The organism is Mycobacterium sp. (assembly GCF_049280035.1).
In the GTDB taxonomy this organism is placed as follows: Bacteria; Actinomycetota; Actinomycetes; order Mycobacteriales; family Mycobacteriaceae; genus Mycobacterium.
Genome location: NZ_JBAPPI010000710.1, coordinates 1 through 6,952, shown reverse-complemented (window position 1 = coordinate 6,952; position 6,952 = coordinate 1). Strand labels below are relative to the sequence as shown.

Annotated in this window: 8 protein-coding genes and 1 pseudogene; 5 read left to right on the top strand and 4 right to left on the bottom strand. The window is 66.6% G+C overall.

Annotation, left to right across the window (positions count from 1 at the left end; all coding sequences use genetic code 11):
* Positions 1-180, top strand: a pseudogene (locus WAN71_RS22965) (enoyl-CoA hydratase); the annotation flags it as partial.
* A 52-nt stretch (positions 181-232) separates the two neighbouring features.
* The gene (locus tag WAN71_RS22960; protein ID WP_422227536.1) at positions 233-1,447 is read left to right on the top strand and encodes a CaiB/BaiF CoA transferase family protein; all 1,215 of its coding nucleotides are present in this window, start codon (positions 233-235) and stop codon (positions 1,445-1,447) included.
* Between the two features lie 17 nt (positions 1,448-1,464).
* On the opposite strand, the gene WAN71_RS22955 is transcribed toward WAN71_RS22960, so the two are convergent.
* The 3 genes from WAN71_RS22955 to WAN71_RS22945 are packed head-to-tail and all read right to left on the bottom strand — an operon-like array spanning position 1,465 to position 3,332.
* Complete coding sequence (locus WAN71_RS22955) at positions 1,465-2,085, bottom strand: isochorismatase family protein (protein ID WP_422227535.1); 621 nt, start codon at positions 2,083-2,085, stop codon at positions 1,465-1,467.
* A 27-nt stretch (positions 2,086-2,112) separates the two neighbouring features.
* Entirely contained in the window at positions 2,113-2,916 is an 804-nt protein-coding gene (locus WAN71_RS22950) for an enoyl-CoA hydratase-related protein (protein ID WP_422227534.1), read from the bottom strand.
* The gene (locus tag WAN71_RS22945) at positions 2,913-3,332 is read right to left on the bottom strand and encodes a nuclear transport factor 2 family protein (protein WP_422227533.1); all 420 of its coding nucleotides are present in this window, start codon (positions 3,330-3,332) and stop codon (positions 2,913-2,915) included. The genes WAN71_RS22950 and WAN71_RS22945 overlap by 4 nt, the downstream gene beginning before the upstream one ends.
* Positions 3,333-3,554: 222 nt before the next feature.
* On the opposite strand from WAN71_RS22945, the gene WAN71_RS22940 reads away from it, so the two are divergent.
* From WAN71_RS22940 to WAN71_RS22930, 3 genes are read left to right on the top strand one after another with little or no spacing between them, the layout of a single operon-like run.
* A complete protein-coding gene (locus tag WAN71_RS22940) occupies positions 3,555-3,764 on the top strand; it encodes a ferredoxin (RefSeq protein ID WP_422227532.1) in 210 nt (69 codons plus the stop codon).
* On the top strand, positions 3,761-5,047 hold the full coding sequence (locus tag WAN71_RS22935; RefSeq protein ID WP_422227531.1) for a cytochrome P450: 1,287 nt from the start codon (positions 3,761-3,763) through the stop codon (positions 5,045-5,047). Before WAN71_RS22940 ends, WAN71_RS22935 begins: the two co-directional genes overlap by 4 nt.
* A gap of 2 nt (positions 5,048-5,049) precedes the next feature.
* On the top strand, positions 5,050-6,510 hold the full coding sequence (locus WAN71_RS22930) for an aldehyde dehydrogenase family protein (RefSeq protein WP_422227530.1): 1,461 nt from the start codon (positions 5,050-5,052) through the stop codon (positions 6,508-6,510).
* A gap of 156 nt (positions 6,511-6,666) precedes the next feature.
* On the opposite strand, the gene WAN71_RS22925 is transcribed toward WAN71_RS22930, so the two are convergent.
* On the bottom strand, positions 6,667-6,952 hold a 286-nt coding region (locus WAN71_RS22925), incomplete at its 5' end, for a TetR family transcriptional regulator C-terminal domain-containing protein (protein WP_422227529.1).

Below are 6,952 nucleotides of genomic sequence, written 5' to 3'. Positions count from 1 at the left end.
GGGCCCACCCGAACACTGGGTGCCACCAAGCGGCTGATCAACCACGCACTGGAGGTCGACCGCGACACCGCGCTGGCCGAAGAGGCCTGGACGCAGGAGGCCATCATGGCCACGGCCGACTCCCAGGAGGGCGTGCGGGCGTTCGTCGAGCGCCGCGCACCGGTCTTCCGTGGCTGGTGAGCCCATGCGCCCCACCGCAACTGGTGAAAGGTGAAGTGAAGTGATCAAGGTGATGGCGGGTGTTCGAGTCCTCGAAGTCGCCCAGTTCACTTTCGTGCCCGCCGCCGGGGCGATTCTCGCCGACTGGGGCGCTGACGTCATCAAGGTCGAGCACCCAGTGCGCGGCGACACCCAACGCGGTTTCATCAAGATGGGCGGGTTCACCCTCGACCCCGATCGTCATCCGCTTATCGAGCACCCCAACCGTGGCAAGCGCAGTGTCGGCATCGACGTGTCGACGCCCGGCGGCCAGGAGGTGCTTTACGAGATCGCGAAGACCGCCGACGTTTTTCTGACCAACTACATGCCCGCCCAGCGTCAGAAAAACAAGTTCGACATCGAGCACATACGCGCGGTGAACCCGAACATCATCTACGCACGCGGCAGCGCCTACGGCGACAAGGGATCACAGCGCGATGTCGGCGGCTTCGACGGCACCGCATTCTGGACCCGCTCTGGTATCGGTTACGCGCTCACGCCCGCGGAACTCGGGGGAGTGCTCTCGCAAGGGATCCCGGCGTTCGGCGACTCCATCGGCGGCATGAACATCGCGGGTGGCATCTCGGCGGCGCTGTTCCATCGCGAACGCACCGGCGAGGCGCTCGAGGTTGACGTATCGCTGCTGAGCACCGCCTGGTGGGCGGCAGGCGCCAGCGTCACCCAAGGCCTGGAGTCCGGTGACGCGATGCGATCGACGCTGCCCAATTCCGATGCTCCCAGTGTGAATCCGTTCCTGGGCAACTATTTGACCTCAGACGGCGGCACAATCAACCTGTGCATCATCAGCCCCACGGCCTACATCCGCGACACCTTTGAGCACCTGGGGATCCCCGAGGCCGCCGACGACCCGCGATTCTCACAGGTGGTCGCACTGGTCGAGAACGCTGATGCGGCAGCCCAACTCGTCGCCGCCGCCATCGCCGCCAAGCCCTTCGACTACTGGCGTCAACACCTCAAGACGATGAAGGGACAGTGGGCACCCGTGCAAAGCCTGGTCGATCTGGGGACCGACGAACAAGCGATTGTCAACGACATGATCGTCGAGGTCGAGGCCGGCGACGGAGGAAAACCGTTCAAGGTGGTTCGCGGGCCGGTCCAGTTCAACCATGAGCCGCTTGTAACGAGCCGGGCACCGCAGGCATCCGAACACACCGAGCTGGTGTTGATGGAGCTGGGTATCGACTGGGACCGCATCGAGGACCTCAAGAACGCCGGTGCCATCGCCTAAGCAGCCAGTCGCCCCGGTCAGCACCAGCAGGCCAGCACCTCGTCGGTGCTCGTGGTGGTGGCGACCAGACTCAGGCTGTTGCGGATGATTGTGTCGCTGTACCCCACCGGCACACCGGCGACCGCGTCGACGGGAAGCACCACCTGGTAGCCCAGATTGACGGCGTCGAACACGGCATTGGGGATCGCCACATTCGTCGACACCCCCACGATGATGAGTGTGCGGCAGCCAAGGTTGCGCAGCAGCCCATCGACGTCTTGGCCGAAGATCGGCGAGAGCCCGTGCAGCCGTGTGGAGGTCAGATCGGAGTCATCGGGGCCGAACTCCTCCAACGGCAGGGCGGCATCGCTGTCCAGCCACTGCTGGTTCGGCTCGCGCGCGACGCTGACGAACAGCCGGGCATTGGTGTTGGCGCCGCGCCCGTCGCGCCGGCGCGCGGCCAGTGCGTGCAGCACACCGACGTTCGCCGCGCGGGCAGCATGCACCAACCGGGTGACGTTCGCGAGCGCGCCCGAGGTCCGGGCCGCCTCGGCGAGTGCCGGGATCATGCTGTCGGGTCCGACCACGCCGCGCTGGCATTCCTGGGTCAGCAGCACCGTCTTGGCCGGTCTCACCAGTTCACGCAGGTCTGCGGCCATGGCTAGGGCCCTCGCTACCGATCGTAGTCATGTGGTTGCACGCGGCGATGTCGTTGTGGCCGTGGACTTTCGCGCGGCGATGTCAGCTTGGACCCTGCGGACGGTTTCGGCGAACTCGGGTTGATTGACCGACCACTCCTGCGCATCCAGTTCCATCGCGAAGGCCTCGTCGAATGACGTTACAGCCAGGGTCGCGCGCAGCGTCTGCTTGGTGCGCCGCACCAACGGCGCCGAGCGCTGGGTGGCCCGTGTCGCCAGGGCCAGGGCGACCGATTCCAGGTCGGCGTCGGGCACACATCGCCAGGCCAACCCGCGGGCTTGCGCCTCTGCGCCGGTCAGCGTGTCTCCGAGCAGGCTCAGCGCCGCGGCGCCCTGGACGCCGACACGCTGCACCAGCCGCCACAGGTGCGCCCCGCCGGGATGGATGCCGACGTCGAGGAACCGCGGGTCGAACCGTGCCGACTCCGCGGCGATGACGACATCGCAGGCCAGCGGAAGGTTGACGCCGGCTCCCACCGCCGCACCGGCCACCGCCGCGATCGTCGGTACCGGCGCCTCGGTGAGCGCCCGGTACCCGGCATAGGTTTCGGCCAACGGGACGTCGCGTTTGAGCAACCCTTCCAGCGACCCACCGGCGCAGAACACCGGCGGCTCGGCGGTCAGAACGATCGCCGCGGCCCCGTCCGCGATCAGGTCGCTGACCGCAGCGGCCAGTTGGTCGCTGAGCTGCTTGGACAGCGCGTTGCGGTGCCGCGGGTCGTTGAGGTGTACACGGCCGACACCGGCTACCACCGCGTGCGCCACCAGGTTCGACGAAAGCGCGCCGCTCATCCCAGCGTGATCCGGCGATGATCGAGCAGCCAGCCCTCTGGCGAGCGGACGAACTCGTCGTCGTATTGCCCGACCGATCGCAGCTGCGGGGCCGTGGTCGTCTGCGCGAAGAACTGAAAATAGGACCTGGCACGCGCGGTGTCGCCGTGCAGGTCGACGGCGATGGTGCCCACCATGTGGCGGGTGGCACTACCGGGGCCGATTTCCCCGGCCGCCCGCCGCTCGTGGCTACCGGCGATGATGTCGGCGCGGCCGCGCCGCGGCGCTCCGGGCATGTTCCAGCGGGCGTCGCTGGTGAAACACCGTCCGTATTGTCTGGCGTCGCCGGTGTCGGCCAGGTGCGCAATCCGCGCGATCAGGCTACGGATCTCAGCATCATCAAGCGCGACAGAATCTTTCGGTCTAACAGCTGTCACCTTCGTTGACTCCGCCCCTCGTCCTTTCGCCGTAACGGCCATTATATAGTGCGTACTATGGCATATAAAGTATGCATTGACTGACGTGGGTGGACGGTGACGCAGGCCCGCGACCAGGCGCGCGGATCGTCTCGGTGCCGGTGGATGTGGCGCGTTAGGGGACAGAGCTGCCACAGCCCCTACGACGGTGACCCCGAGGTTTCGAACAGAAGGAGCGAGATCATGAAAGTCAACGTGGATCCGCAGCGCTGCCGCGGTCATGCCCGGTGCATCGCGCTGGCCCCTGAGGCGTTTCATTTCCTGGACCTCGAGGACCGCGCCGAGGCCGACCCCGACGCGGTGAACCGCGTCGACGCCGCGGTGCTGCTGGAAGCCGAACAGGAATGCCCGGAGCGGGCGATCACCGTGGAACGGGAAGGGGCCAAGTCGTGACCGGAGTGGAGTCGTCGAAGGAGGAGCTGGCGACGCAGCTCGACCAGCACTCCGACTATTTCCGGGAGAACGTGTACGACATCTATAAGCGGCTGCGTACACAGTGCCCGATGGTGCACTCCGAAAAGTGGGGTGGTTTCTGGGCTTTCCTGGATTACCAGGACGTCTATGATGCCGAGCAGGTCGCCGAGATCTTCAGCTCCGGGGCGGGCAAGGAGGTGCCGGGGGTCGAAGGCAGTCTCCCGTTCATTCCGATCGACTACGACCCGCCACTGGTCCAGGACTACCGCAAAATCGCGCTGCCGTTCTTCTCACCCGGTGCCGCCAAGGCGCTGGAGCCGACCTTTCGGCGGTTGGCCACCGAGCTGATCGATGAGTTCATCGAGTCCGGCGAGGCCGACATCATCGGGCAGCTGACTACTCCACTGCCGGCGCGCTGGATTCTGCAGATGCTGGGGTTCGATGAAAGCAACTGGCCGGAATGGGTGGAACTGATTCATACCACGGTGCACGACCTGGCCCTCGATCCGGAGAAGAGCGGGGCGGCCGCGGCCCAGATCTATGCCAACATCAGCACCGAGATTCAGAAGCGGCGCACCGAGAGCTACGGCGACGACCTGCTGAGCACGGTGATGCAGGCAAAGGTCAACGGTGAGGGACTCGACGACATGCAGATCCTCGGCTACGCGTTCTTGATGCTGCTGGGCGGCATGGACACCACGAGCGGCCTGACCGGCAATGCGCTGGTGCGCCTGGAGGAACAGCCCGAGCTTCGGCAGCGGCTGATCAACGAGCCCGAGCTGCTGCCCAAGGCCACCGAGGAGTTCCTCCGCCACGACACTCCTACGCAGGGTCTGCCGCGCATCGTCACCAAGGACTGTGAGTTCAACGGGCAGCGCTTCGCCGAGGGTGACAGGGTGCTGTTGATGTTCGCCGCCGCCAATCGCGACCCCAAAATGTTCGAGGATCCTGACCGGATCGATTTCGACCGGATGGGCAATCGGCACTTGGCTTTTGGTGCCGGCCCGCATCGCTGCATGGGCTCCAACCACGCCCGGATGATGTTCCAGGTGATGATGTCGGAGATCTTGACCCGCATGCCGGACTACACGATCAGCGGCGAGGTCGAACGGTTCGCCGACGCCGGCTCGGTATATGCCGTGCGCCGCTTGCCCATCCGGTTCACCCCCGGGCCCCGGGTTGGGGGCGACGGAGCGCCGGCTGCCGCCGGCACCGCGGCGGACACGACGCGTGAGGTGCGCGCCAACGTCGGGAAGGCCTAACCATGGGTGAAGTCCGCATGCTCATCGACGGCGAGCTCGCCGAGGCAGGGTCAGGCAAGCGGTTCGCCAACGTCAACCCGGCCACCGAGGAGATCCTCGGCGAAGTCACCGACGCCGACGCCGCCGACATGACGCGCGCCATCGGTGCGGCGCGGCGCGCGTTCGACCGCACCGACTGGTCGACCAACAGGGCGTTGCGCAAACGCTGCCTGCAGCAGTTGCAGGACGCCTTGGTGTCCGAACAGGAGCAGCTGCGCCAGGAACTCGTCGAAGAGGCCGGCACTCCGGTCATGATGACCTACGGCGCCCAGCTGGATTGGCCGCTGGCCGATGCGCTGACCTGGCCGATGGAGTACATCGATGAGTTCGAGTGGGAACGGTCGCTGCCGATCAGCAATCAGATCGGCCTGCCCAGCCGACGCGGGGTGTACAAGGAGGCGATCGGGGTCATCGGCGCCGTCGTTCCGTGGAACTTCCCCGTCGAGGTGACGCTGAACAAGCTGGGCCCGATCCTGGCGACGGGCAACACCTGCGTGCTGAAACCGGCGCCCGACACTCCTTTCAACGCAACGCGTCTCGGGCGCCTCGTCGCCGAGCACACCGACATTCCCGCCGGGGTGCTCAACGTCGTACCGTCCTCAGACCATCTCGTCGGCGAGGTGCTCACCCTCGACCCGCGCGTGGACATGATCTCGTTCACCGGCTCGACCGCCACCGGCAAGCGCATCTCGGAGAAGGGCGCCAAGACGCTCAAACGGGTGTTCCTCGAGCTGGGCGGTAAGTCGGCGATGATCGTGCTCGACGATGCCGATCTGGGCGGGGTGCTGGCCGCAGCGCCGATGATGGCGTGCACCCACGCCGGGCAGGGCTGCGCGATCCAGACCCGCGTGCTGGTGCCCCGCCAACGCTACGACGAGGCGGTGCAGATCCTGAAGGCCGGCTTCGAGGCGGTGCCCTACGGCGACCCCACAGACCCGGCGAACATCAGCGGCCCGCAGGTCAGTCGCAAGCAGCAGGAGCGGGTCCTGGGTTACATCGAGAAAGGCAGGGCCGAAGGCGCCGAGGTCGTGGTCGGTGGCGGGCGTCCCGCCCATCTGCCCAAGGGGTTTTTCGTTGAGCCCACGTTGTTCGTCAACGTCGACAACAAGATGACCATCGCCCAGGAGGAGATCTTCGGTCCGGTGCAGGTCGTCATCCCCTTCGACGACGACGAGGACGCGATCCGGATCGCCAACGACTCCGCTTACGGCCTGTCGGGTGGGGTGTTCTCCGCCGACGAGGAGCGTGCGACCGGCGTCGCGCGCCGGATCCGCACCGGGTCGATCGGAGTCAACGGTGGCATGTGGTACGGAGCCGATTCGCCGTATGGCGGTTACAAACAGAGCGGCATCGGACGCCAGTGCGGCCGTGAGGGTTTCGAGCAGCACCTCGAAACCAAGGCGATCGCCTGGATGTCGGCCTAGCCCGGATCAGCGGGTGTCGTGACGTCTGACGTCGGCCCTGACCCAGAAGCGCCGGGCTGTTTGGGATGCGCGAACAGAGGACCGCCGGGATGCAACCGATGTGGCCCGCGCCCGTGCCCGGCGACCACGCGCCCCCACGTTTGCGGTCCTCGATGTTCAAGGGCGCGGAAGTGTGTCGACCGCGGCTTCGGCGATCGAGCGCAGCGACTGCCTGCCCACGCTGCCCTTGCCCAGGGCTTCGATGCCGCGTAGGACGGCCAGTAGCAGCCGGGCGTGTCGACGCGCGTCGGCGGCGGGGTCGATGTCGCCATGTCGCTGAGCCTGTTGGATGCATTCGACCAGAGCGTCTTCAAGGGCTTTGAAGGTCCGGCGGGCCCGAAGGGCGACGGCGGGGTCCTGGCCGGCCAGCTCGGCGGTGCCATTCGCGAGCAGGCAGCCGAGG